Below are 24,138 nucleotides of genomic sequence, written 5' to 3' on the forward strand. Positions count from 1 at the left end.
CCGGCTCCCTGCCAGCGTTCACTCCGGCTGCATGCCGGCCGCGGCAATCAGCCGCTTCCACGTCTCCTGGTCTGCCACCACGGCCTTGCCCAGTTCTTGCGCGCTGCCGGGGTTCGGCAAGCTGCCGCGATTGGCGTAGTGCGCCATTGCCTCGGGGGAGCCGACGAACTCGAGCGTGAGCCTGGAGATCCTGTCGACGATCGGCGCGGGCGTGCCCGCCGGGGCAAACAACCCGCTCCAGTTGATCCGCGAAACAGCCTCTACGACGGCATTATTCCGCATGCCAGCCTCTGTCAGTGTTGGCACATCGGGCAGGAGCGCGACGCGCTTCGGGCTCAGCACCGCCAGCGCTCGCAGCTTGTTCGACTGGATCAATGGCAGCGCCGCTGTCAGCTCGACCATGGTGAAGTCCACGTTGCCGCCGATCAGATCCGGCAACAGCGTCGCGGTCGCCTTGTAGGGCACGTCCAGGGTCCTGACGCCAGCCGCCTCGGTGAACGCGGCCGCCATGAGCCGGTAGCCGGTGCTGCTGCTGGCGCCATTGAGCTTCCCTGGCCGGGAGCGCGCGGCGCTGACGAGATCGTCGACGGACTTGTATGGGGAACCGGCGGCCACCACCAGCGCCACAGGCAGCGCTGACATGCGTGCCACGGGAACGAAATCCCTGGCCGGGTTGTATGGCAGATGCCTGAACAGGAAAGGGTTCGCCGACATCGCGCTGGACGCGGTCAGCAGCAGCGTATAGCCGTCTGGCGCGGACTTCGCCACATAGTCATTGGCGATGATCATGTTGGCGCCGGGCCGGTTCTCCACCACCACGCTCTGCCCCAACTTCTGGGCGAGGAACTTCGCCAGCAGGCGAGTGTAGTCATCGATGCCCGTGCCGGGGCTGGCGACGGAGACAATCTTGATGACGCGTTCGGGATAGGTCTGGGCCTGCGCGCCGGCCGCCGAAGCCAGAGCCGCCAGCACGCCGCTGGCGGTGGCTGCGAGAATCCGGCGGCGCAGCGGGGAAATGGCGTTTTGCATTGGTGTCTCCTCCATGTCGGTCTGTGCTGCCCTGATTCGGGCAGTCGCGCTTCTTGAGAGGTCCGGTGCCCGTGGCACCGGCTTGTTTCGCTGTCACACCCCGAGGGGTTAAGGGAACCGCCTGATGATCGACTCCGCGACGCACACGGGCTTGCTACCGCCCTGTCGCTCGACGGTCATCTCCAGCTTCAACTGCGCGCCGCCGTTATCAAGAAGGTCGAACGCCACCAGCTTGAAGTGCGCCCGCAGCAGGCTGCCCACTGGCACAGGCGCGGGAAAGCGCACCTTGTCCAGGCCGTAGTTCACACCAGCACTGCTGTTTTTCACCTTGTAGGCCGTGTGCGTAAACGCGGGCAGCAGGCTCAGCGTCAGGAATCCGTGCGCGATCGGCGTGCCGAAAGGACCATCCTTGGCGCGTACCGGGTCCACGTGAATCCACTGGTGATCGCCGGTCGCGTCGGCGAACCGGTTGATGCGATCCTGCTCCAGCGTCAGCCATTCGCTGGTGCCGATGACCTCGCCGACCAGTGGTTGCAAGTCGCCAATGTTCTCGTAGATTTTCATGCTTGCGTTTCCTTTTCCGTCAGGGATGCTTGCAGTGCGCGCGCGTTGCGCGCCTCATGCAGATCGGCATTGCCGAACAGTACGTCCGCCACTACGGCGCGCTTGAAGTAATGGCCCACGGTGTACTCCTCCGTCATACCGATACCGCCATGCAACTGGATGCCCTGCCCACACACGTAGCGCGCGGCGCGGCCGATCAGCGCCTTGGCCTGCGAGACCGTGCGGGCAATAGCGTCTTCGTCGTCGTTCTCGATCGATGCCAGCAGCGCATACAACATCGAGCGCGCCACCTCCAATTCGGCGGCCATATCCGCCATGCGATGCTGCAGCGCCTGGAAGCTGCCGATCGGAACCCCGAACTGCTTGCGCACCTTCAGGTAATCGGCCGTGATTTCGATCGCCTTCTCCATGCCGCCGACCAGTTCCGCGCAGAGTGCCGCGATGCCATGCGCCAGCCCGTGACGCAGCGCCGCCTGCGCATTGCCGGGTTCGCCCAGCAATGCGTCGGTCGGGACGAAGACCTGTTCGAGGGTCACTTCTGCGGCCCAGCTACCGTCGTGCAACGGCAGCGCTGTCCGGCGCACGCCAGCAGCATCCGCCGGGACCAGGAACAGGCTGCACAGCGCGCTGCCCCCGGCCTTGCCCGGCAGCATCGCGGACACGATAAAGGTGTCGGCATCGCATCCGCCGAGCACCAGCGTCTTGATGCCGTGCAGGGTGTAGCCGCCGGGTGCCGGCTCGGCTTGCGTCGTCACGGGCTCGGACAGACCGCGCGACTGCGCCTCGCTGTAGGCCAGCGCGATCCGCCGCGACCCGTCGGCCAGCGTGGGCAGCACAGCGGTCATCTGAGTGGGATTGCCTGCCGCCACCAGCGTCTGTCCTGCCAGTACCGCACAGCCGAGGTAGGGCTCCACCACCAGACCACGGCCCAGCTCGCAGGCAATCAGCACCGTGTCGATGATGGTGCCGCCCAGGCCCCCTGCCGATTCCGGCAGCGCCGCCGCCAGCCAGCCGTTCTCAGCGAAGGTGGCCCAGTACTTTTCGCTGCACGGCTCGCCGGATTTGATCCTGGCGGTGCGCGACTCGAAGCCGTAGTCTTTGTCGACGAAGCGGCGCACGCTGTCCTGAAGCAGGCGCTGTTCGTCAGTCAGGTTGAAGTTCATGATCGGTCAGTGCCCTCAGAGTTGGAACATTGTCTTGGCGATGATGGAGCGCTGGACTTCGCTCGTACCACCGTAGATCGTTGAAGCGCGGCGGAAGAACATCTCGTTGGTGACGCCACGCCCCACGTCCTGCATGGGCAACGGATCGGCGGCCTCTTCTTCCTGCGGCGTGGGATAGGCAATGGCGCCGTAGTCGCCCAGCGATTCGGAGAGAAAACAGGTCATCTTCTGCAGCAGTTCGGTGCCCCGGATCTTCAGGATGGATCCCATGGCATGCGCCGCCGGACTGTGGTCTTCCTCCATCGCCGCCACCCGCTGCACCAGCGTGGCAATGGCAGCGAGTTCCGCTTCGAAACGCGCAAGCTGCAGCGCGAACTCGTGGCGCTCCAGAAGCGCGCTGCCACCCTGGTTGCGCCGCATGGCGAGCGCCCGGATCTGTGCCAGGTAGCGGCGCAGCATCGGCAGGTCCGCCGCCGTGGCGTGTTCGTTATTGAGCAGGAACTTGGTGATCTTCCAGCCCTCGCCCTCCGCTCCCACAAGGTTCCCGACCGGCACACGCACGTTGTCGAAGAACGTCTCATTAAGGTGGTGGCAACCATCGATGCTGACGATCGGCCGGACCGTGATACCCGGCGTCTTCATGTCCACCAGCAGGAAGCTGATGCCGGCCTGCTTCTTCACTTCGGTGTCGGTACGTACCAGCAGGAAGATCCAGTCGGCACGATGTGCATAGCTGGTCCAGATCTTCTGGCCGTTGACCACGTAGTGGTCGCCATCGCGTTCGGCACGTGTGCGCAGCGAGGCCAGGTCCGAGCCTGAACCGGGCTCCGAGAAACCCTGGCACCACTGGCGTTCGCCACTGAAAACGTGGGCAAGGTGCTCGGCCTTCTGCGCCGGCGAGCCGAATGCATTCAGCACCGGCCCCAGCAGTTTCTGCGCCCCGGTGTCTTGCGAGGGGGCACCGACCGCCGTGCACTCCTCGTCGAACACCAGACGCTGCATCACGCTCCAGCCGGTACCGCCATGCTCCTTCGCCCAGTACGGCGCACCCCAACCCTTTTCGTTCAGAATGCGCTGCCAGCGCTTGAGCTCGGACTTGGGCGATCGCGTGCCAATGCGGATACGTCCGCTCAGGTCCTCGGGCAGGTTCTCTCGCAAGAAGGCGCGCACCTGCTCTCGGAAGGCCTCCAGGCCCAGGTCACGTTGAAAATCCATGCTTTGTCTCCTCGGACGCAGGCGGCAGACCCATCTGGGCAGCTGCCGCCGCGTCGGCGTCACGGCAGCCGGTCAGACCGGATCCCAGCCAAATACATCGCGCGACAGGTCCAGCTTGTAGAACGAGTCCTGGAACATCGGGATGGCTCGCTCGACGCAGGACGCAACGGTCCAGCCTTCGCTGTTGTGGGCCGAGCGGATCGGGCGCGGTTGCGAGAACAGGTAGATCTCGTTGTTGCGCACGCCGAAGATCTGGCCAGTGACGTGCCGCGCCTGGTCAGTCAGCAGGGCGAGCGTGAACGGCGCGATTTTGCCGGCCTCCAGGCGCATGTTGATCTTCATGCGCTCCGCGGCCTCCGGCGTGTTGGTCGGGATGCTGCCGACCATGCGCGTGAAGGCAAACGGCGCGATGCAGTTGGAGCGCACGTTGAACTTCTGCATGTCGACCGCGATGGACTTCGACAGGCCGACGATGCCGAGCTTCGCCGACGCATAGTTCGCTTGACCGAAGTTGCCGATCAGGCCTGCGGTGGACGTCATGTGCACGAAGGCGCCGCCTTCCTGCGCCTTGAAATGCGGGGCCACGGCGCGCGAGACGTTCCAGCTCCCTTTCAGGTGCACGCGAATCACGGCATCGAAATCGTCTTCGCTCATCTTGTGGAAGATGATGTCGCGCAGATTGCCGGCATTGTTGACCACACCGTCGACGCGACCGTACAGGTCCAGTGCCTGCTGCACGATCTTCTGGGCCGCGCTCCAGTCGGCCACGCTGTCGGTATTGGCCGCGGCCTCGCCACCAGCCGCCTTGATCTCGTCGACAGCCTGCTGGGCCGGGCCGGCGCTGCCGCCGGATCCGTCGATATTGACGCCCAGGTCGTTGACGATCACCCGCGCGCCCTGGCGCGCGGCTTCCAGTGCGATCCCTTTGCCGACCCCGGCACCTGCGCCGGTCACAATAATGACTTTTCCTTCGAGCAAGCTCATTTTTTCGTACTCCAGATTAAATCGGTTGAACAAGGCAATCGGTCTTGCTCGCTGCCGGTGACTGCGTTAGCGCACGTGAAGTCACAGACAACGATGGCTGGACGAAGCCCAACGCGAGCGCGTCCGAAAACTCATGCACACGCGGCTGCAGCAATGGCACGCGCGGATCGCGCACATGCTCGGGTGCACGCAGCCACGCTTCCGTGACCGGCGCAGGGCCAAACTCGGAATAGGCCCCCACGACGCAATTCCGCAGACCACTGGCTCCCAGCAGTGGCACCACGCGCGGCAACGCGTCCTGCATGACCACCGCCGCACAGGCGCCGGAATCTTCGACATGCCTGGCAACCTCATCCGCCGGACTGTTGTGGGGAACTGCCACCACCACGGCGTCACAGCGCAGCGCGGCATACCAGGTCATCACAAACTGCGGGCATTCGCGCATCATCAACAGCACCCGGGCGCCCCGACGGACGGCGAGGTACCGCTGCATGTAGCCGGCCAATGCGGCACTGGCTGTCAGCAATTCCTGCAAGGTGATCTTGCGGCCGTGGTAATCCATGACGATCCCGCCAGGACACGCTGCCGCATCGGCCTCCGCTTCGCCGGGCATACGGCAGTCCGACGCCGCAAGCGGAGACGGAAAGCTGATCGGCCGGTGACCAAGTTGTCGGATTGGACTGAACATGACGGGGTTGACGAAGATGCTGCCTGGGTAACCATGATTGCGGCGGCCACCCGCGCGAGCACTCCCCAACCCGGGGGGCGGGCCTGAATGGAACTTATGACGAAGGGGATGGAAGGGGGCGGATGGCGCTGCGGGCCAGGAAAAACGCGAGCCGGCGCCATCGGATGCGATGCGGACAGACGGGCAATGGCCGGTCTCCCACATCGGCGGGGATGACCGGCCAGGAAGATGGATGTGATTTCAGGCGTGAATCGGCGTGACGCCGCCCAGGTCCCGCAGGCGCGCGGCCGCGCCTCCCCGGCCGCCAACACCAAGCTTGGCGTAGATATTCTTCAGGTGCCACTTGACGGTTTCAGCCGAGACATTCAACACCTTGGCGATCTTCTTGTTCGACATCGCCTGCGCCAGCAAGCCAAGAATCTCGCGCTCCCGCTCGCTCAGTACCTCGATGGACCCTGCGGCCGCGCTGGCAGGAGGCTGACGCCGGTCCAGTACGACATTGCCCGAAGCATCCTGCAAGCGCTTGATGTAGAAGGCCAGCACCGGGTCCTGAACCGCATCGCGGCCCAGCATGGCCAGCACTTCCGGCTTTCCCTCGAGGGTATCGAGCAACGTCCGCGTCAGGCCCAGTCGATGTCCCTCGCGGACAGCACGCGAAAAGTCCTGCCGCGCGGCCTCGTGCTCGCCCAGACTCATGCGCGCCATGACGAGCTGCAGACGCAGGCTGACGGCACTCTGTGGGCGCTCGCTGCCCGCCAGTAGCGGTTGGATGCGCTCGATGGCATTGGCGTTGTCCTTGGTGTGCAGTGCCATCTCGACACCGGCGCGGGCAGCGGCCAGGGCAATTTGGCCCGCCCTTTCCGGACCGGCACCCACATAGTGCTCCGCCAGGCCCTGAACGCATTCCAGCACGATGTTGGCCCGCTCCATTTCTCCCTGCTGCAGATGCCGGCGCAGGCGCGAGACCAGTGCCTCGGCCAGCAACCGGTCGAGCCCGTAGCGCACCGCATACGCCTCCAGGCGGTCCAGGTAACCCAACGCCTCCGTGCGCCGCCCTGCCAGCCAATGCGAATTGGACAGCACCAGGCACGCGCGCAGCACGACGTCCGGCAACGAGACGCGCTCCAGCACGTCGATGCGCGGCTCCAGCAACTGACACGCAGCCTCGGCTTCATTCAACTCATAGAGCATGTCGGCCAGCAAGCCGGCCGCCATGCACGCCAGGCCCACATAGGCGGCGCCGTGCCGTTCCGCTTCCTCCATTATTTCACGCACGATCTTGCCAGCCTGCTTGATCTTGCCCTCTCTAGCCAGGCTGATGGCGTGGATGCAATGGCCAAGCTGCCCGCTGCGCGGCGCGCCGGTACGCAGTTCGGCCTCTTCCAGCACGCTGCGTGCCAGGTCGTAGTCACCACGCGCGGTCAGCAGCCACGACAACACATTGCCACGCGCGTGCCATGCAAAGTCGTCAACGTCGGGGGGAACGTCCCAAAGTCGCGGCAACATTTCCGCTGCCGCATCGTTATTGTCCAGTTGCAGGGCCAGGCCTGCCCGCAGCAGGCACAGCGAGTAGCGCTCGCAATCTTCCAGCCTCTCCTGTTGTGACTCCATCTGGTCGAGGCTGCGCTGCAACTGGTCGAAATCGCGCGAGTAAAGTTGCATATACGCATTGACGACATGCAGGCCGAAGCGCTGTTCCACCTGTTCGGTGGGAAGCATGCGCATCAGCGCCGCCACCCGGCGCAGTTCGCCACGCGACAGCAGCAATTGCGCACAGCGCTCCACCATGGCGGCCGCGGCGTCGACATCGCCGGCCTTCACGGCGTGGAACACGGCTTCGTCGACGTGACCACGCTCCTCGAACCAGCGCCACGCCGCCGAATGCAGGTCACGCTGCGCGGCTTCGCCACGCTCTGACAGACGGCCGAGCAACACATCCCGCAGCAACGGATGGATGCGATACCACGTCTCGTGGTCCTGGCAATCGACCGACGTGATGAAGAGGTGATCGGCCACCATGCGGCCGAGACGCGATTTGATGCTTGCAATCGCGCTCGGCGTGCCGAGGACATCCGCACAAAGCGGCGCGCAAAAGCGGGGGCTCACGGCCATGCTGACCAGCATGTCGAGATCGTCCGCCGACAAGCGCACGAGGACCTCGCGCTCGAAGTAGCTGGCGAATGCCCGGGTGTCGCGTACGCGGTTCGACGGATACCTGCCCCCCTGCCTGGTACGAAAATCGACGGCAAAGAGTTGCAGGCCAGCCACCCACCCGTCGGTCAGTGTGTGCAGGGCGACCGCATCGTCGTGCTCGATCGCGCCCAACTGCTCGCGCAGGAAGCGCCCGGACTCGTCGGCGGTAAAGCGCAGGTCACGCATATCGAACTCGGCGAGCGTGCCCTGCAAACGCAGTCGCTCCATCGAAAGCTCCAGCGCGCTGCGAGAGCTGAACGCGAGATGCAGTTGCGGCGGCGCGTAGTCCAGCAGCCACTGCAGCGCCTGCTGGATGCGGGGGTCGGTGAGATGGTGCAGATCGTCAATCATCAGCACCAGCTTGCGCTGGCGGCGAGCCAGCGCAAGCACCAGGGTAATCACCCACAGTTCGATCGCCGCTTCGCTGCACTCGGCATCGGCCACCGCCGCCGTCTCGCGGGCGGCATCGGAATCGGCTTCGCCAATGCTGGCCGCCAGGTAACTGAGAAAACGCGCGGGTTCATTGTCCTCGTCCGTCAGTGACAGCCAGCAGACGTCGTAGCCCAGCGACAGGATTTCCTTGCGCCATGCCATCAAGGTGCTGGTCTTGCCACTGCCAGCCTGCCCCTGAATCACCACGCAGCGCTGTCGGCGCGCCTCCAGCAGTCGGTTCATCAAGGCATCGCGCGACATGAGCTGGCGGGCGCCGCGCGGCGGCAGCACCTTTGCGCTGGCAGCCGGCCACATCGCCTGCAGACCCTCGGCCGGGACGCCCCGTGTCGCGTCCGACGATGCCGCGGCCGCATCCGACTCTGTCCTGACATTGGTGTTGGCAGGCATCCCCCACGCGCCTGGCGCGGCGCGGATCCATCGGTATGGCACGCTCGCACCAGCGCGTGTCGCCGCTTCGATAGCCGCCAGCAATTCAGGGATGCCGGCAGGAAAGTCGCTCGGCGCTCGGCACTGCGCATCGCGCAGGAGGCGCTGCACCATGCGCAACCACCCCGCGGCGCCCGATGCCACCTGCACATCGATTCGAGGATGGTGCAGCAGCCACTGCTGCACGTCCCGATGGGAATGCCCGGCATAGCTTGTGGCCAGCACCTGCAGCCGCTTTCCCGGCGGTACTGCCGGGAAAACAGCTTCCACTTCCTGCAGGAACGCCAGCCACGCCTCGGGGCGTGCGTGACTGGCCTGTACCTCGGTCATGCTCGCTTGGAGCATGGTCAGGGCGGTCATCAGCGATGCCGCCAGGCTGCGTTGATGGGCTGGCAATGTATGCATGCCACTGCCAGCGTTCTCCAGGGTCAGCGTCTGCGATTCGCCAGTAGCCGGCTCATTGATGGAGAGCACCAGCGCATGTACCGACGGCGATGCATACAAGGCGACGATATCGGCAGCCCCCCCTTGAAATTCCCGCACCGGCGTGTTGTGGGCATGGCCTCTGGCATCGGGCTTCAGCCCGGCAGCGCGCCAGTGGCGCGAGACGCTGGCCGCGCTGACACCAAGCTCGGCGGCGAGGCTGCGGGTACTCCAGCTACGGGGCGTGTTCGGGCCATCACAACTGGTCAACAGTGCCAGGCGTGCCACGTCCACCTTGACGGGCGGTGCGCCACGCGGCAGATCCTGAAGGATGCCGCCCAGGCCAGACATCGCGTAACGCTCGCGCCAGCGCGCAACCTGAGCGCGGCCGATACCCAACTGTGGCGCAATCGTCTTGTTCTGTTCGCCGGATGCGGCGAGCAGGATGATGCGCGCACGCTGCGCCAGCCGTGCCGGTGCGTCGGTGGCATCGGTCAGCGCCTCGAGTTCGGCGCGCTCCTGTTCGGTCAACAGGATTCGGGGTGCAACACGCATATACAACCTCTGCGGCGTGGGCGGTGGCTTGTCGCCACCGGAATGCAATGGCGGCACGGTCCCCGTGCCACCGGTACGACAAATCAGCCCATGGATGCCACGGCGGCTGGCACGGGCTCCTGGTAAAGCGCTTCGATCAGTGCCTTGCGGCGTTCGCGCGTGGTGGCCTGGTTGATGTAGCCCTTGTCCGCCACCTCGTTCGCATCGATCGACGGCGGCTCCGCCATCAGCAGCACACGGCGCACCTGCTGGCTGGTAGCGCCACCGGCCCCACTACGCAACTTCTGCTGCAGGGTCTGCACTACCAGCGGATGTGAAACCAGCACCTCGGCGCGAAGCCCGGCCAGTTCAGGTGCCAACGCCTGGCATGCCACCACGTTCGGCCAGGCCATCGCGGTCACAAAATTCCGGTCATGGCCACAGATCACCGCGTCTGTCAGCAATGGCGCGCACTGCTCCAGCAGACCCACGCGCACGGCACCGGTACGTACCCAGGTGCCGCTGACCAGCTTGAAGTCCTCCACACACCGCCCGGCGTAGCGCAGCCCTTCCGTGGGAACGTCCGGCTCGGCCAGTCGGACGGCGTCGCCCATGCAGTAGAAGCCCTCGTCGTCAAAGGCGGCGGCGGTCAGGTCTGGACGACCCAGGTAGCCGGAGAAGAGATTACGTCCGCGCATGCGGATCTCATAGCGGCCATCGCCGCCATCCAGCGGCACCAACTTGACCTCAACACCGGGGGCAGGCATACCGAGGTTGCCGGTCTCCTCGGTTGGTCGGCTGAAATTCAGGCCCATGGCAGTGGTCTCGGTGGCACCGAAGCCGCTCGTAAAGAGGATGCGCTCGCCGACGGTACGCTCCGCCAGGCGCTGGAAGCGCGCATAGACATCGGCCGGAAGACTGGCGCCGCCGAAGCTGACGAACATCAGCCGCGCAAAGAACGCGCGAGCCAGGGCTTCGTCGCGCTCCAGTTCCGTGACCAGCATGGCCCATGCTGCCGGCACGGTGGCGAACATCGTGGGCGACACCTCGCGCAGGTTCTGCAGCGTGCGCGCAAACTGCCCCGCCACCGGACGGCCGTCGTCAATGTAGTAGGAAGCGCCCAGCACAAAGGCGCGCCCCAGATTGCCGACGCCACCGAAGACGTGGCTCCAGGGCAACCAGTCCAGCACGACCGCGCCCTGGTACACCGGTGCCGCGTGGGCGAAGAGAAACTGTCCGATCAGGGCCTGAATGCTGGCGTAGGAGATCTGCACGCCCTTGGGCACACCGGTGGATCCCGACGTAAAGAAGATGCGCGCGATATGTTCGGGCAGCACGGCACCGTGAGCCACCTCCACTTGCGACAGGCGCTGGGGTGTCAACTCGGTTGCCAGCAGCGATTCCCACGGCATATGGCCGGCGCCAGCGCCCTCCACGGCGATGACCGAACGCGCCGGCATTGCCAGAGCGTCCAGCGCGCGGCCGAAGCCCTCGGCCGACTGCACGAATACCGCCGCCGGTGCGAGCAGGCCGTGAATGTCCTTCAGTCGCGCGAAATCCTTGCTCTGCAGCGAATAGGCGGCGGATGCCGCGGCGCAGGGGATGCCCACATACTCGGCGGCTGCCACGACCAACGCGTGCTCGATCGAATTGCCCGACAGAATCATCAGCGGCCGCTGGCGCGACAGGCCCATCTGCAGCAGTCCCGCCGCCACAGCCAGCATCTGCCGGTGGAAGTCGCCCCAGGTCAGCGCGCGCCACGCACCCGCGCTGTCGCGCTGGGCCAGGGCAGTCTGAGCGCCACGCCGGCGAGCCCAGTCCGCGACAAAGCCACTGAAGCCCAGGTGAGTCGCTGGCACCGGTGTTGAGCCGGCCCGCAACAGCAGGGTGCCGTCCGGCCGCATCTCATGGACTGCCTGCGACGTGCGCAGGGCAGCGTCGCGATACCTTGGCATCGTACCCACCGGGACACCCGATGCGTGGGGGGAATGGTGCTGCATTGTCTTCTATCTCCTCGTCTACTCTTCTATTGCTTGTGCCCGGCAGACGGCCGTCACCGGGTGGGATACCGGTCAGTCGATGGTGGCGCCGGAGCGCTGGATGGTGTCCTTCCACTTGCTGCGTTCGGCCTGGACGAAGCTGCCGAACTGCGCGCCGGACAATGGCATCGGCACACCGCCCATCTTCTCGATGGCGTCGATGACTGCGGGGTCCCGCAAGATGCGGCCGACGTCGGCCTGCCATCTGGCCACGATCCGGGACGCCGTGTTGGCCGGGAAGAACAGGCCGATCCACGACGTCGATTCCGCGCCGGGGTAGCCAGCCTCCGCGATGGTGGGCACCTGGGGCAACGCGGGCAACCGCGTGGTGCCGGTCACTGCCAGCGCGCGCAGCTTGCCGGCCTGAATCTGTGCCAGCGTCGATACCGGGTAGTCGAACGTCATGTCGACCTGCCCCGCCAGGAGGTCACTGATCGACGGCGCGCTGCCCTTATACGGGACGTGCACGAACCTGACGCCAGCCTGCGACTGAAACAGTTCCGCAGCGAGATGCGTGCCCGTGCCATTGCCGGCGGAGGACACCGCCAGCTTGCCCGGGTTCGCCTTCGCGTAGCTCACCAGATCCGTGACCGACTGGTATGGCAGCCGGCTATTCACGACCAGGATATTCGGGATGGACACTAGCCCCTGCGCCGCAATGAAATCCCTGGCCGGATCGAAGCGTTGCGACTTGTAGAGGAACTGGTTGCTGGCCATCGTCCCCTGCGTGCCCATCAGCACCGTATAGCCATCGGGTGCGGCTCGCGCCCCGATCTCCGCGGCCAGGTTGCCGCCCGCACCGGGCCGGTTGTCGACGATGACGCGGATGCCAAAGTCGCTCGACATCCGGGATGCAACCAGGCGGCCCAACTGGTCGGTGATTCCGCCGGGCGGGCCCGGCACTATCAGCGTGACCGGCCTGGTTGGATACGCAACCTCCGCCTGCGCAGCCAGGGAACTCAGACCCATCACTGCCGCGCAACCGGCCGCAACCATCGTCCGGAAACCACTCACGCATCGATCCACGAACTGACTTCGCATCGCCAATGTCTCCTGTGACGCCACGTACACCCGGCAGCTTGCCCTGCCCCTGTCGCCGCGCTCTTGTCTACGAAAAATCGTACTGATCTACCGCATTTCGTACAAGAAGATACTACGTAATTTCGTATAGATCTACCAGATATCGTACTGATGCGCCATATGGCGCACAATCGGCACCACCCGTCGGGACCATCGGCCCCTGTATCGCGGATAGCGAGGCTTAAGACGCCACACGGCACTTACCGCTCGCCTTCCCCCCTTGGGTCGAGTGGGGCAATTCGTCTGCCGGCGCGTGACACTGTTCCGCAGAACCCGCGACCCATCACCGAATGCGGTTGCCTACCCGAGAGAAACTCATGCAGTGCCACGCATACGGGAAACGCCCCGCGTCTTCCACGGATCACCACCGCAAGACCACGACAAACCGGCCGCTTCAAACGATCTCCCCGATGGAGCGGCTGATGGACCTGCTGCAAGAAGTTCGCCAGATCAGCCGCCAGGTACAGCGCAGCGCGCGGCAATCGGTTCGCAGTGCTGATGAATCGTCCTATGACGATGTGCTGCTCGCCATGCTCAGCGATCGCATTCGCAGTGGTGACGCCCGCATGCGCATCGTCTGCTACGCGTCGGCGGCGGAACTGGGGGTGCCGGTGCAATTGCAGTCGGAGCACTACCGGCAGGCGATGAACGACGGCCTGAGCGTTCCGCTGCGCGTGCTGTTCTGGACGGCCAATCGGCGCATGCAAGCCGGCAGGCGGCCCTATCAGCAAGCGTCCGCGTTGTCCTGGATCTGACGCCATCGATTGATTTCCTGCAGGGCGCTCCGCGCAGCGCCAGCACGGAGGCAACACATGACCCCGAACATGACCGAACGAACCGCCATTCACACCCGCAAGGTGATCTGCCACGGCTATGAACGCAGCGACGGCCTGATCGACATCGAGGCCGAGATGCAAGACATCAGCCCCACCGGCACGGATCTGCTGTTCAGGCAGGTGCCCCCAGGCGGCGCCATTCACCACATGCGAATCGTGATGACGGTGGACCGGCGCCTTGTCATCCAGGACGTCAAGGCCGTCATCGAGGCGGGCCCCACCGAGTACTGCGCGGCCATCGAATCCGCATATGCCGGCCTGAAGGGGGTGCAGATCCGCGGCGGCTTCCGCCAGCAGGCCAAGGCCATCGTGGGTGGCGTGCGTGGCTGCACCCACCTGACGGAGTTGCTGGGGCCGCTGGCCACGACGGCCACGCAGACCACCATGGCGATCGGTCGCCGGGAACGTAATGGCCGCTGGCCCAGTGACGGTTCCGGACCGATGCCGAAGCCGGTCCTGATCGGAAGCTGCCATACCTACCGCGAGGACGGCGAGGCAGCAAAGCTGCTGTGGCCCGAGCATCGGCGCGTGCCTGCCACGCAGGACGCGTAAACCCCGGTGCGGGCGCCGCATGCGGGCGCACCGCACCCCAGCCCCTCCGGCAGCCTTGTGCGGCCGGCAACTACTAGAACTATGGAGGAGACATGAGGGATCTTGGAGAACGGGCCCGCAGGCCCTTGCGTGCGTTGCTGATCCTGCTTTGCCTGCCGGCGATGGCACTGCCCGCTGCCGCGCAGACGTATCCGGAAAGACCGGTGCGCATCGTTTCCATTACCAGTGCCGGCACGGGCGCCGATGACTACACCCGTCTGCTGGCCAGGCATCTCGGGCAGAAGCTGGGCCAGAGCTTCGTGGTCGAGAACAAGCCGGGCGCCAACATGATCCTGGCCTGCGACTACGTCGCCAAGGCCGCGCCCGACGGCTACACGTTGCTGCTTTCCGCATCTGGCGCCATGGCGGCGAACCCCTTCCTGTTCAAGCGGCTGCCCTATGACCCGTTGAAGGACTTCGTGCCGATCGCCCGCATGTCGGTGATTCCCGTCGCGCTCGTCGTGCCCGGCACGTCGCCTTACCGTACCGTGGCCGACCTCGTCGCCGCCGCCAGGGCAAAGCCCGGCACGCTCAACTTTGGCACATCGAGCACGGGCTACCGGACCATCATCACCGCATTCAACGATGCGGCGAAGATCCAGACAATGAGCGTGCCATACAAGGCCATGAGCAACCTGCTCCCCGATCTGATCAGCGGCGTGGTGGACTACGGCGTGGTCGAGGTGTCGGCCGTCGTGCCTCATGTCCAGTCGGGCAAGCTGCGCGCCCTCGCGGTCACGGCCAGCACTCGCATGCCCCAGCTCAAGGATGTGCCGACCATGGCCGAAGTCGGCATGCCTGCGGCCGCGGTCAATAGCTGGACCGGTCTGTTCGCGCCGGCCGGCACACCGCCAGCCATCGTCGAAAAACTTGCGCAGGCCACGCTGGAGTTCGTGACTTCGCCGCAAGCCATGGACCACTACACCATGCGCGGCAGCATGCCCTACCCCGCCGGCGGCGAGGCTCTGCGCAAGACCATCGTTGCCGACCAGCAGATGTGGAAGCACCTGATCACGCTGGCCGGCATCCAGCCGGAATAGGAAGAACCTCCCGCTCCGGTTGCACCGGGCGGGCCATGTCCGCCACTACCCGTTACTGACCCACAGGAAGCAAACATGAGCATCAAAGGCAAGGCCTACATCGTCGGCGCCTATGAGCACCCGACCCGCAAGGCACCGGACAAGACCGTGGCCCAACTACATGCCGAATGCGCCAAGGGCGCGCTGGAAGACGCCGGCCTGACGCTGGCGGACGTCGATGGCTACTTCTGCGCCGGCGACGCGCCCGGCCTCGGCGTATTGAACATGGTCGACTACCTTGGCCTGAAGGTACGCCACGTGGACTCCACGGAAACCGGCGGCTCCTCGTACCTCGTGCACGTATCGCACGCCGCGCAGGCCATTGCCATGGGCAAGTGCAATGTCGCCCTGATCACGCTGGCCGGCCGCCCGCGCTCCGAGGGCTCCAGCGGCACCAAGGCCCGCAACTGGGGTGACAACCTGCCTGACCTGCCCTTCGAGGCCCCGTTCAGCCCGCTTACCGTCAACTCGTACGCGATGGTGGCGATGCGCCATATGTACGAGTACGGCACCACCAGCGAGCAACTGGCATGGATCAAGGTGGCGGCCTCCCACCATGCGCAGCACAACCCCCACGCCATGCTGCGCGATGTGGTGACCGTGGAGGACGTGCTGAACTCGCAGATGATCTCGGACCCCCTGCACAAGCTGGACTGCTGCGTGGTCTCCGACGGCGGCGGCGCGCTGATCGTGGCACGGCCGGAAATCGCTGCAAAACTGAACCGTCCCAAGATCAGGATTCTTGGTGCCGGCGAGCACGTGAAGGGACAGTTGGGCGGCGAAGTGGACCTGACCTGGTCCGCGGCAAAGGTCTCTGGCGCGGCTGCGTTTGCCGAAGCCGGCGTCACACCCGCCGACATCCAGTACGCCTCGATCTACGACAGCTTCACCATCACCGTGCTGATGCAACTGGAAGACCTGGGCTTCTGCAGGAAGGGCGAAGGCGGCAAGTTCGTGGCCGACGGCAACCTGATCTCCGGCGTGGGCAAGCTGCCGTTCAATACGGACGGGGGCGGGCTGTGCAACAACCACCCCGCCAACCGCGGTGGCATCACCAAGGTGATCGAGGCCGTTCGCCAGCTGCGTGGCGAGGCACACCCCGCAGTGCAGGTCAAGAACTGCGGACTGGCCCTGGCGCAAGGCACCGGTGGCCTGCTGGGTAGCCGCCACGGCAGCGCCACCCTCATCCTGGAACGCGAATAACGCCTGAGAGCACGCATCGAGCACAGCCATGACAACCCCCTACACCCCCACCCCCTTCAAGGCCCCCACCGAACACCCTGACAACGGTGAATTCTGGGCCGCCGCGCGCGAAGGCCGCCTGCTGGTGCGCCACTGCGATAGCTGCGGCAAGCCGCACTGGTATCCGCGCACGCTGTGCCCGTTCTGCCTGGGCACGACCCACTGGAAGCAGGCCAGCGGCCGCGGCACGATCTACTCGTACAGCGTGACGCGGCGCGCCGGACCTACGCCGTTCTGCATGGCGTACGTGACGCTCGAGGAAGGCGTCACGATGATGACGCAGATCGTCGATTGCGATCTCGACTCGGTACGCATCGGCCAGAAGGTGCAATTGCGCTTCTCGCCGTCCGACGGCGGTGCACCGCTGCCGACATTCACACTCGCCTGAGGCCTCGGCCACGCGCGTCCTGCCACTCACTGTTGCCAGCCCGATCCATGAACATGAGCACACCACTGGAAAGACTGTTGAACCCGCGTTCGGTTGCCGTCATCGGCGCCTCGGACGACCCGTCGCGCATCGGCGGGCGGCCGATCGCTTCCATGCGCAAGCTCGGCTATACGGGGCGCATCCTCCCCGTCAATCCCAACCGTCGCGAGGTGCAGGGGCTGCCAGCCTGGCCCTCCGTGGCGGCGCTGCCCGAAGTTCCCGACGTGGCCATCGTCGCGGTGCCTTCCGGGCAAGTGCTGGAAGTGGTGACTGCCCTGGGTGAACGCGGCGTTCCCGCTGCCATCCTGTTCAGCGCCGGCTTCGCCGAAGTGGGCGGCGATGGCGTAGCCATGCAGGCGGAGCTGGTAGCCGCCGCGCGTCGCACGGGCATGCGCCTGCTTGGACCCAACTCGCTCGGCCTGGTGAACCTGCATACCGGTTTCGTCGGCAGCTTCTCGTCGCTAGCAGGCATTGACGACGTTCGCGCCGGCCGGGTCGGCATCGTCAGCCAGTCCGGCGCCTACGGCAGCCACCTGGTGTCGGCCATGGTGGATGCCAGCGTCGGCCTGTCGAACATCGTCATGACCGGCAACGAGGCCGACCTGACGCTCGGAGAGATCGTCAAGCTGCTCGTGGCCGACCCAGCCACCGAGGTCATTGCGCTCTACTCCGAAGGCATCAATGACGGCGACGGTCTGGTCGACGCACTGAAGGCCGCGCGCGCCGCCCGGAAGCCAGTGGTGATGATGAAGGTCGGGCGCAGCGAAGTGGGCGGAGCGGCGGCGCAATCGCACACGGCGTCGATCGCTGGCAACGATGCCGTGATCGACGCCGTGCTGGAGGAACTCGGCGTGGTTCGCGCCTATACCACCGAGGCGATGCTCGACGTAGTGCGCCTGGCCACGCGCGGCGTATTCCCCGCCGACAACACGCTCGGCGTGATCACCGTCAGCGGTGGCGCCGGTGTAATTGTCTCCGACGCTGCGGAAGAGTACGGCCTGCCGATGCCCGAGATGCCGGCGTCCGCCCAAAAGCGGATGCTCGAAAAGCTGCCGATCTGCGCGCCCCGCAACCCGGTGGACACGACGGCGCAGTTCATCAACGACCCGACGCTGGTGAAGCCGTTCATGGAGATGATGCTGACCGAAGGCGGCTATCGTTCCGTGCTTGGCTTCTTCAGCTATGCAGGCACCACATCCGAGGTCGCACCGGTGCTGCGCGAGCAGCTCTCGGCGATGCGCGCCGCCTATCCGGACCGGCTCTATGTGCTAGTGCTGCGTGGCCCGCGCGAAGTCATCCGCAGCTACGAGGCCGAAGGGTTCACGGTGTTCGAGGACCCGAGCCGCGCCGTAGCCGCGATTGCGGCAATGAGCCGGTTCGGCCGCGCCTTCGCCGGGCAAACCCTGGCACCGGCACCTGAGGTGGGAACGGTAACGTTGCCTGCCCAGACGCCGAGCGAAGCCGACAGCAAGCAGTTGCTGGCCGAAGCGGGCATTGCCAGCGCCCCCGAGCGCGTGTGCGACGCCGTCGAGACGGCCGTGCTGGCCGCGCGCGAGATCGGCTTTCCCGTGGTAATGAAAATCCTGTCGCCGGACATCCTGCACAAGTCGGAAATCGGAGGCGTGCTGCTCGATGTGCGTGACGAAGCTGCCGTACGCAGCGGCTTCAGCACACTGATGCAACGCGCCGACAAGGCCGCGCCCAACGCGCGCATCGAAGGTGTTCTGGTGGCCAAACAGCTTAGCGGCGGCGTGGAATGCATCATGGGCATCAACCGCGATCCGGTGTTCGGGCCGGTTGCGATGTTCGGTCTGGGCGGTGTGTTCGTCGAAGTGCTCAAGGATGTGGTGTTCCACCGCTGCCCATTCGGCGAAGACGTGGCCGAAAGAATGATCCGTTCGATCAAGGGCGCGCCGCTGCTGCTGGGCGCGCGCGGCCGTCCGGTGGCGGACATTCCCGCGCTGGCGCGCACGCTGTCGCGCCTGTCGGCCTTCGCAACCGCCGCAGGGCCACGCCTGCAGTCGATCGACCTTAATCCGGTCTTTGCGATGCCACAGGGCCAGGGCGCCTATGCCGCCGACGCCGTCATCGAGATCAACGGCGGCGCCGACTGATCCGACGGGGCGGAATCGCCGTCGCGATGCCGCCCCTTCTTCCCTTCCAGAGGTATTTGAAAGATGAACCTTCAAGACAAGGTCGCCATCGTTACCGGTGCTGCATCCGGGCTGGGGCTAGCGACATGCAAGACCCTGTCCGCCGCAGGCGCCAGGGTGGTGGGCTTCGACCGCGATGCGGGCCGGCTCGCCGAGTCGATGGGTCCGGACATGACGGCCGTCGAGGTCGATGTGTCCGACGAATCCAGTATCAGGGCGGGCGTCGAAGCCGCACTGCGCAAGCACGGTGCGCTGCACGTCGCCGTCAACTGCGCGGGAGTGCTGGGTCCATGCAAGACGCTGTCCAAAGGTCAGCTTTTCCCGCTGGACCTGTGGAACCAGGTACTCGGCGTGAACCTGACCGGCACGTTCAATGTGATTCGCCATGCGGCGCTGGCAATGAGCGTCAACGACCCCGACGAAGGCGGCGAGCGCGGCGTGATCGTCAACACCGCGTCCATGGCAGCCAGGATCGGCCAGATGGGCCAGGCCGCTTATAGCGCCAGCAAGGCCGGTGTCATTGGCATGACGCTGCCGATCGCACGCGACCTGTCGGAGCATGGCATCCGTGTCATGTCGATTGCACCGGGTCTGTTCGAGTCGGCAATGTCGGCAGCCATGCCGCAGAAGGTAGCGGACGGTTTGCTCGAAAAGATGCTGTTCCCGCGCCGCATGGGCAAGGCCGCCGAGTTTGCCGGACTGGTGCAGCACATCGTCGAGAACCGCTATCTCAACGCCAGCACGATCGAGATCGACTGCGGCTCGCGCTGACGTGCCTGGCGGCGACCGCGATCGCTGAACGCCGGCACTAGTTTGCTGGGCTAGCCGCCTTCGCGGAGGCGGTCCCGATACTGGTTCGGCGTGACACCCTTCCACCGCCGGCAGGCCCGTATGAAATTGGAGACCTCGCCGTAGCCGAGTGCTTCGGCCACCTGCTCCAGCGTCAGGCCGCTGGCGAGCAGTTCCTCGGCCAGCGCTTCGCGCACCTCCTCCTGCAGTTGCCGAAAGCTGGTGCCCTCTTCTCCAAGCCGGCGGCGCAATGTGCGGGACGTCATGTGAAGCCCTTCGGCCAGCGTCTCCATATCCAGCCATTGGCCAGGGCGGGCGACCATCCGGTCCCGCAGCCTGCCGGCGAGGCCGTCGCGCGCGTGGCGCCTGGCCAGCATGGACTGGCACTGCGCTTCGCACTGGCGTGCCACGTCCTCACTCGCGCCGGGCAGCGGACGGTCGAGATAACCGGATGCATCCTTGACGATGCGGTTTTCGGCAGCACCAAAGCGCGGCATGACGCCGAACAGCGTCAGATGCGGATGTGGGTCCGCCGGCTCTGGCATGCGCAGGCTCACGCTCAGGACAGGTAGCGTGGTGTTGATCAGGTCGCGCATGATGCTCGTCATGCTGCCGCAATCGCGCTCCACGATAAACGTGCGCACATCCTCCGGCACCTTGCTGTCGTCGATGGTGGAAACCAGCGTGTCACCGACCACTTCCGTGTGGATGTCGGGAAACGGATACGAGAGGTCGAGATAGCGCACAGCCATGCCGATGGCATGCCGCAACGTGGCGCAACTGAGCAATGCAAAGCCCCAGATGCCATACGTCGCCAGGCGGTAACGCAAGCCGGCATCGATCCCCACTCCCGGGATATGTCCCAGCGCATTGACGAGATTGCGGATCAGCCGCAGTTCCTGTTCAGCCTCGACGATCGTGCCGGGGTTGGCGAGCTGTTGCCAGTTCAAGCCGGTCCCCTGCAGGCAGCGATCTCCGGACAGCCCGTGATCGAGCCCGAACTGTAGCAGCAACTGCACGCTTGGCCCGTTATGACGGGGAACCTGGCTGATGGGACGCATTAAGGGGATGTGAATTCGGGTTGTCCGGAAATGACAATTATCTGTCCGAATATGCCATAACGCTGCGGCGCACGCCTACTTAGCATTACTACCCACCGAGTGGCGTATCAACGCCCCACAAGAAAGCAGCAGGAGACAACCTCGTCGTCGCGACGATCGCGCTGACACCATTCCGGCATTGCCGGATCGCCCCGTGCTGCGCCCTGCCGAAAAGGCAGGCACGCGCCGCCGGTACGCGTTCGTCGCGTGCTAACGGGTTGTCCTCTTCCACATCCAACATACCAGGACAGATCCACCATGCGTATGCAGAACAAGATCGCACTCGTTACCGGCGGGGCCTCGGGCATGGGCCTCGCCTTCACGCGCAGGCTGGCCCGGGAAGGTGCCAAAGTCTACTTTACCGACATCAACGAGACAGGTGGCAGACAGGCCGAAGCCGACCTGAAAGCGCACGACATGGCGATCTGCTTTCTTCCGCACAACGTCGCGCTCGAAGCCGACTGGGTGCGCGTACTGGACCATATCTGTAAGGCCGAAGGTCGGCTCGACGTGTTGGTGAACAATGCGGGTATTGCGATCTCGCAGACCATCGAGACATGCACGGTCGAAGAGTTCGACAAGATTCTCAACGTCAACCTGAAAAGCGTATTCCTGGGCTGCAAGCATGGCCTGGCCCTGATGAAGGCGAACGGCGGCTCGATCATCAACGTGTCATCGATCACCGCGATCTGCGGCGAGCCAATGGCACCCGCCTACAGCGCGTCCAAGGCCGGTGTGCGCTTTCTGTCGAAATCCGTGGCGCTGCATTGCGCCGAGAAGGGTTACCCGATCCGCGTCAACAGCCTCCATCCAGGTTACATCGATACGCCGCTGCTTGCGGGCGGCAATACCGGCAGCCTGAGCGAAGCCGAGGTGATGGCCACGCGCATGCGGATCGGCGGCGAGATCCCGCTCAAGCGGCGCGGCACGCCGGACGAAGTTGCGGGCGCCGTGCTGTACCTGGCCGGCGATGACTCCGCCTATGTCACCGGCACCGAGTTGGTGGTCGACGGCGGTTATGCCTGCCACTGATACTCAACTTTCACGCATTTCCCAGATCAAGGAGACACAAATCATGGCAATTCCGGAAACCGTCACGCATCAGGACAAACTTCTCTGCGTCGACACTACCGCCCACCCGTTCCTGAAAGCCTTCGGCGGCCACGAAGGGATCGAGATCTTCCCCCTTTTCCTGGACCCCTACAACGGCGTGTGGATGATCCGCGCCCGATTTGCTCCGGGCCTGACATTGCCAATGCATTTCCACACCGGCGTGGTCCACTTCTACACGATGAGCGGAAGCTGGTACTACACCGAGTATCCCAACCAGAAGCAGACCGCCGGCTGCTACCTGTATGAACCGGGCGGCTCGATCCACCAGTTCAATACACCGGCCGACAACGACGGCCCCACCGACGTGATCTTCCTGATCGTTGGCGCCAACGTGAACTTCATGCCCGACGGCTCCTTCATCAGCCTGTCCGATGCCGGCCAGATCAAGACCTGGGTAGACCAGGCGATCCGTGCGCAAGACAACGGCATGAAGTACATCTCTGCTGGCATTCCCGGCTATTCAGACTGAGCCCCAAGTGTCCACCTCGAAGATCAATCCGGAGAGTCGACCGATGCTGCGCACAATGGGCTTTCCCGGCCAATACGTTCAGGGGCCGGGCGCCCTGCGCAACCTGGGCGGCCTGCTGGGCAAGATGGGCTTCAAGCGCCCGGTGGTACTGTGCGACGCCATCGTGGCGGACAAGGTCTGGCCTTCCTCAGAACAGGGGCTGAAAGACGCCGGCATGAATTCTTCCATGCTGCTGTTCCCCGGCGAATGCACCCGCGCCGTGGTCAACGCGCTTGCGGAACAGGCTCGCGAGCACCGTCCGGACGTCGTCATCGGCCTGGGTGGCGGCAAGGCGGTGGATACGGCAAAGGGCGTATCCCTGGCGCTCGATGTGCCGATCGTGGTCTGCCCCACCATTGCCTCGAACGATGCGCCCACCAGCCGGCTGATCGTGCTGTATGACGACGCCCACCAGCTTGCCGGCGTGGACTTTCTGAAGAGCAATCCCGCAGCGGTGGTGGTCGACACAAGCATTGTCGTGCAGGCCCCCGCCCGCTTCTTTGCCGCGGGCATCGGCGATGCCATCAGCAAGAAGTTCGAAGCCGCACAGTGTCACGCTTCGGGCCGCAACAATGCCTTCGGAACCCCTCCCCTGGCAACCGCCCTACTGCTGGCAGGCGCCACATATGAAACGCTGATCAAAGACGGCGCGGCAGCCTACCGGTCGGTACGGAAGCAGGTGTTGAACGACGTGGTCGAGCGCGTGGTGGAAGCCACCGTGCTACTGAGCGGCGTCGGCTTCGAAAGCGGCGGCCTGTCGCTCGCACATGCACTGACGCTAGGCTTTTCGATGGTCCCGTCCATGGCAGCCACGCTGCACGGCGAGCAGGTCGCATTCGGCGCACTGGTCCAACTGGTGGTCGAGGAGCGCCCGCAAGCGGAAATCGCGGAGCTACTGGAACTGCTTTGCGCCGTTGACCTGCCGGTGACATTCGCACAGCTCGGCGTGGATTCCACGCAAACATCTCAGGATGTCTCCCGAATTGCCAGCGCCACGCTGGGTGGACAGACCGGCAATCTGATCAGTCCGCCGCTCAGCCAGGCGCAGCTCGAAGCCGCCTTGCTGAAGGCCGATGCTATCGGGAAAGCCGCACTTCGCCCCGCCTGACCTTTCCTTCGTCCAGAGAACCACGCATGAAGAACCATATCGAACGCATACTGGCCGCGATGGCCACGGCACTGGCCATAGCCAGTCCGTTTGCCGCCACAGCCCAGACGAACAGACCGAACATTCTTGTCATCTGGGGCGATGACATCGGCTGGCAGAACGTCAGCGCCTATGGCATGGGCACCATGGGGTACACCACGCCGAATATCGACAGCATCGGCATGGGCGGCATCCGCTTTACCGATCACTATGGCCAGCCTTCCTGCACGGCCGGTCGCGCCGCGTTCATCACCGGGCAATACCCCATTCGTTCCGGCATGACCACGGTCGGGCAGCCTGGCGACAAGCTGGGCCTGAAGCCAGAATCGCCCAGCCTGGTGTGCATAAGCAGCTTTCGTGAT

21 protein-coding genes are annotated in these 24,138 nt (G+C 65.0%); 11 read left to right on the forward strand and 10 right to left on the reverse strand.

Annotation, left to right across the window (positions count from 1 at the left end):
- Positions 1-18: 18 nt before the first annotated feature.
- From B2246_RS16465 to B2246_RS16505, 9 genes are all read right to left on the reverse strand, one after another.
- Positions 19-1,029, reverse strand: a complete 1,011-nt coding sequence (locus B2246_RS16465) for a Bug family tripartite tricarboxylate transporter substrate binding protein (RefSeq protein WP_286881858.1) — start codon at positions 1,027-1,029, stop codon at positions 19-21.
- Positions 1,030-1,137: 108 nt separating this feature from the next.
- Positions 1,138-1,593, reverse strand: coding sequence for a MaoC family dehydratase (locus B2246_RS16470; RefSeq protein WP_286881857.1), 456 nt, complete (start codon positions 1,591-1,593; stop codon positions 1,138-1,140).
- Positions 1,590-2,756, reverse strand: a complete 1,167-nt coding sequence (locus tag B2246_RS16475) for an acyl-CoA dehydrogenase family protein (protein ID WP_186426241.1) — start codon at positions 2,754-2,756, stop codon at positions 1,590-1,592. The genes B2246_RS16470 and B2246_RS16475 overlap by 4 nt, the downstream gene beginning before the upstream one ends.
- Before the next feature lie 15 nt (positions 2,757-2,771).
- Positions 2,772-3,971: an acyl-CoA dehydrogenase gene (locus B2246_RS16480; protein ID WP_286881856.1), complete on the reverse strand. Its 1,200-nt coding sequence runs from the start codon at positions 3,969-3,971 to the stop codon at positions 2,772-2,774.
- Between the two features lie 72 nt (positions 3,972-4,043).
- Positions 4,044-4,955 (reverse strand): SDR family NAD(P)-dependent oxidoreductase, encoded by a 912-nt coding sequence (locus B2246_RS16485; protein ID WP_187192336.1) that lies wholly within the window; start codon positions 4,953-4,955, stop codon positions 4,044-4,046.
- A gap of 16 nt (positions 4,956-4,971) precedes the next feature.
- Positions 4,972-5,568: an AMP-binding protein gene (locus tag B2246_RS16490; protein ID WP_286881855.1), complete on the reverse strand. Its 597-nt coding sequence runs from the start codon at positions 5,566-5,568 to the stop codon at positions 4,972-4,974.
- 315 nt (positions 5,569-5,883) lie between these two features.
- Positions 5,884-9,693 carry a LuxR C-terminal-related transcriptional regulator gene (locus B2246_RS16495; protein WP_286881854.1) on the reverse strand — a complete coding sequence of 1,270 codons (3,810 nt, stop codon included), beginning with the start codon at positions 9,691-9,693 and terminating at the stop codon, positions 5,884-5,886.
- Positions 9,694-9,776: 83 nt separating this feature from the next.
- Positions 9,777-11,672 (reverse strand): AMP-binding protein, encoded by a 1,896-nt coding sequence (locus B2246_RS16500; protein ID WP_286881853.1) that lies wholly within the window; start codon positions 11,670-11,672, stop codon positions 9,777-9,779.
- A gap of 72 nt (positions 11,673-11,744) precedes the next feature.
- On the reverse strand, positions 11,745-12,752 hold the full coding sequence (locus B2246_RS16505; RefSeq protein ID WP_286881852.1) for a Bug family tripartite tricarboxylate transporter substrate binding protein: 1,008 nt from the start codon (positions 12,750-12,752) through the stop codon (positions 11,745-11,747).
- A gap of 449 nt (positions 12,753-13,201) precedes the next feature.
- Between B2246_RS16505 and B2246_RS16510 the strand changes: the two genes are divergently transcribed.
- The 7 genes from B2246_RS16510 (at position 13,202) to B2246_RS16540 (ending at position 19,890) form a co-directional block, all read left to right on the forward strand.
- Positions 13,202-13,546, forward strand: coding sequence for a hypothetical protein (locus tag B2246_RS16510; protein WP_186426247.1), 345 nt, complete (start codon positions 13,202-13,204; stop codon positions 13,544-13,546).
- A gap of 69 nt (positions 13,547-13,615) precedes the next feature.
- Complete coding sequence (locus tag B2246_RS16515) at positions 13,616-14,179, forward strand: DUF2889 domain-containing protein (RefSeq protein ID WP_234819076.1); 564 nt, start codon at positions 13,616-13,618, stop codon at positions 14,177-14,179.
- Between the two features lie 92 nt (positions 14,180-14,271).
- Positions 14,272-15,258: a Bug family tripartite tricarboxylate transporter substrate binding protein gene (locus tag B2246_RS16520; protein WP_186426249.1), complete on the forward strand. Its 987-nt coding sequence runs from the start codon at positions 14,272-14,274 to the stop codon at positions 15,256-15,258.
- Between the two features lie 75 nt (positions 15,259-15,333).
- Positions 15,334-16,500, forward strand: coding sequence for a thiolase domain-containing protein (locus tag B2246_RS16525; RefSeq protein ID WP_286881851.1), 1,167 nt, complete (start codon positions 15,334-15,336; stop codon positions 16,498-16,500).
- A gap of 28 nt (positions 16,501-16,528) precedes the next feature.
- The gene (locus B2246_RS16530; RefSeq protein WP_286881850.1) at positions 16,529-16,927 is read left to right on the forward strand and encodes a Zn-ribbon domain-containing OB-fold protein; all 399 of its coding nucleotides are present in this window, start codon (positions 16,529-16,531) and stop codon (positions 16,925-16,927) included.
- Between the two features lie 53 nt (positions 16,928-16,980).
- On the forward strand, positions 16,981-19,080 hold the full coding sequence (locus B2246_RS16535; protein ID WP_286881849.1) for an acetate--CoA ligase family protein: 2,100 nt from the start codon (positions 16,981-16,983) through the stop codon (positions 19,078-19,080).
- Positions 19,081-19,143: 63 nt separating this feature from the next.
- Entirely contained in the window at positions 19,144-19,890 is a 747-nt protein-coding gene (locus B2246_RS16540) for an SDR family NAD(P)-dependent oxidoreductase (RefSeq protein ID WP_286881848.1), read from the forward strand.
- A gap of 50 nt (positions 19,891-19,940) precedes the next feature.
- Here the strand turns inward: B2246_RS16540 and B2246_RS16545 are convergent, their stop codons facing one another.
- Entirely contained in the window at positions 19,941-20,927 is a 987-nt protein-coding gene (locus B2246_RS16545; RefSeq protein ID WP_214608520.1) for an AraC family transcriptional regulator, read from the reverse strand.
- Between the two features lie 339 nt (positions 20,928-21,266).
- Here B2246_RS16545 and B2246_RS16550 point away from each other — a divergent pair, with 339 nt between their 5' ends.
- From B2246_RS16550 to B2246_RS16565, 4 genes are all read left to right on the forward strand, one after another.
- Entirely contained in the window at positions 21,267-22,040 is a 774-nt protein-coding gene (locus tag B2246_RS16550; protein WP_286881847.1) for a glucose 1-dehydrogenase, read from the forward strand.
- A gap of 43 nt (positions 22,041-22,083) precedes the next feature.
- Positions 22,084-22,590: a 2,4'-dihydroxyacetophenone dioxygenase family protein gene (locus B2246_RS16555; protein ID WP_186426256.1), complete on the forward strand. Its 507-nt coding sequence runs from the start codon at positions 22,084-22,086 to the stop codon at positions 22,588-22,590.
- 43 nt (positions 22,591-22,633) lie between these two features.
- A complete protein-coding gene (locus tag B2246_RS16560; protein WP_286881846.1) occupies positions 22,634-23,737 on the forward strand; it encodes a glycerol dehydrogenase in 1,104 nt (367 codons plus the stop codon).
- A gap of 26 nt (positions 23,738-23,763) precedes the next feature.
- Positions 23,764-24,138 (forward strand): sulfatase-like hydrolase/transferase (locus tag B2246_RS16565; RefSeq protein ID WP_286881845.1); only part of this gene is annotated, 375 nt, incomplete at its 3' end.

The sequence above is a fragment of the Cupriavidus sp. UBA2010 genome (assembly GCF_002335265.1).
GTDB classification, from domain to species: Bacteria; Pseudomonadota; Gammaproteobacteria; order Burkholderiales; family Burkholderiaceae; genus Cupriavidus; species Cupriavidus metallidurans.